At 43.9% G+C, this 2,250-nt stretch carries 2 protein-coding genes; one reads left to right on the top strand and one right to left on the bottom strand.

All coding sequences use genetic code 11. The annotated features are described in order from the left end of the window. Window positions 1-125 precede the first annotated feature (125 nt). Complete coding sequence (locus tag VSA01S_RS19540) at window positions 126-1,745, top strand: hypothetical protein (protein WP_039983690.1); 1,620 nt, start codon at window positions 126-128, stop codon at window positions 1,743-1,745. A 5-nt stretch (window positions 1,746-1,750) separates the two neighbouring features. On the opposite strand, the gene VSA01S_RS19545 is transcribed toward VSA01S_RS19540, so the two are convergent. After that, the coding region (locus VSA01S_RS19545; RefSeq protein ID WP_147052783.1) for a transposase at window positions 1,751-2,250 on the bottom strand (500 nt) is incomplete at its 5' end.

The following is a 2,250-nucleotide window of genomic DNA, read 5'->3' on the forward strand; positions in this document are numbered from 1 at the left end:
AGATCTGGGTAAGGCCCACACCTTATTGGCAAACTCTATTATTGTGGCAATGCTTGACTTGGCTCACTTTAATTATAAAAATTATACAGTTACACTAAATTGATTCCCATTATACGTAACGACCCATGAAGCCCAAAACGACTCTTCCCATAGCCATAGATTTAGGCGCAAAAAATACTGGCGTGTATGCCGCCGCTTACCCAGCCGGAACGACTCTTCAAGATTTTGAGACCGAAAAGGTTAGCAACATGGCCTTTGTTGCTACTTCATTCACACCAGATAAAGGTGGCTATGTGCTTCTGCAAAATGACAGGACCGCCAACCGGCATATGCTGCGCAATCGTACCCGTAACCGGCAAGCCAAGAAATTATTTAAGACCATGCTTGAATGTTTGGTCGGTCTAAACGTTGAAAACCACAAGGAAGCGATAGCATATTTTCTAAATCGGCGAGGATATTCGCATGTCGAGGAGCAAGTTAGCTCGGAAGATTTGGCTGCATTAAGCATCGAGCAGTTTCTTCCATTAACACAGGTGCTAACAGAACTGGGGCATGAGACTATCGTTGAAGAATTTGAGCGAGCTAATCCGGTTGAAGCATTGCGCTGTATTGCATCACAGGGAGCGTTTCAGCTTGAGGCGTTGATTTCAGCATTTGAAAAGCTCCCTACAAAGCCAAGTTTAGGTAAGCCTTTGCTTGCGCTTCGAGACTCAGCCAAACTGTATTTGAAAGACTTAACCGTTGGTGCAGTGCACCGGAGCAAGTATTTTGAAAATTTGACGCATGACTTCAATAAGCTGCGCAAACATCCCGAGCGCCATTGTCGAAGGTTTTTTCATGCCCTAAATGACCTTAAGCAAGCCAAGCATGGCTATCAAAAATCTGATGTGTTGCGTTTGCTGTGTCATGTGAGCAATTTTGACTTAAAGCTGCTTAACCATATCTTAAAGGATCTTCCCGAATCCCCAACAGAAAGCTCTCTGCATGAGGTATTGACACATCATGTGTCAAAATGGGTCCTTAAGCGGTGGGCGCTCTCTGAGAGTAATGGGAAAGGGCGTTTGCAGGAAGTTTTGGAATTACGACAAGCTCTCAAACAACATATAACACTCAAACCCAATGATATCATTTCGTTTCTGCTCATTACCCCGCCAGAACAGACGATTCCACCCTATGAGAGTCACACCAATCGTCGTCCGCCAACCTGTCAAACTTTACTATTGAACCCTAAATATTTGGATGTCGATTATCAAGATTGGCGCAATTGGCTTAGCCAGTTGATTCAGGCATCGCCTCGACAAGGAGAGATACAGAGTTACCGGGAGCAATTGACTGAGCAGGTCAGTAATCAAGAATTGCCTTTGATTACAGCAGATGAACTCGATGCGCGAACACTACAACTGCTCCTTGATACAAGTAAGGCGATTGATCCATTCAAGCTCAATACTATTTGGTCACACTTAAAGGATTATCATCTGCGAATTCGCAGTGGGCAAGACGCTGGCGGTATAAGGCATAAACTTGAAGAAGCACTTAAAAGTACTAAGCTGCCAAAGACATTCACGCAGATTGATCTGGCTAATGCTCCACAAAGTAGCTTTTGGCATCTAGTGAATCGTTATTATCAAACGCGCCGTAAGTGTCGAGACGGGCGCTATTTCATACCTATCGACAAGTCTCAAAAGTCAAAACACAAACGCTGGCAAGAGGCTTTGTTTCCGCACTCAATCCTCTCTGTCTTTTGATATCTCTAGGCGACTCGGTAGCTCTCGGGCATACCAAGCTGCGTAAATCGATTTAATATTGATGCCGCTAGCATCATTTCTTGTTGTTGATTGTTAAACTCTCTACTGTGTAATTTGGGGCCAATAATTGTTTTGTAACGGTGCATCGCATTCTCTGACACATTCCTCTTACCATACTGCTTTTTCTTTTGCCACCCCATGGGACCTAAGGCAGAATACGCCACCAAACTACTCATCCTTTTAGAGTTATGAGCGTCGTCTGCATACAGATTTTCTTTGGGAGGAATGGCTATGTCACTCTCTGGAAATTTGTTCGTTAAAGCATCATAGACGTCATCAGTATCGTACATTTTATCTGCTGATACGTGGTCAACGTCCACATCAACTTGCTCACATAATTCCTCGACAACCTGAAAGTCCATGGTGTCTTTCTTCGTCAATATCGCGCCATGAATAATATGCTCATCATCAACAGCAAAGTGCGCTTTTTTCCAGCTGCGCTTTA

The sequence above is a fragment of the Vibrio sagamiensis NBRC 104589 genome (assembly GCF_007990935.1).
Lineage (GTDB): Bacteria > Pseudomonadota > Gammaproteobacteria > Enterobacterales > Vibrionaceae > Vibrio > Vibrio sagamiensis.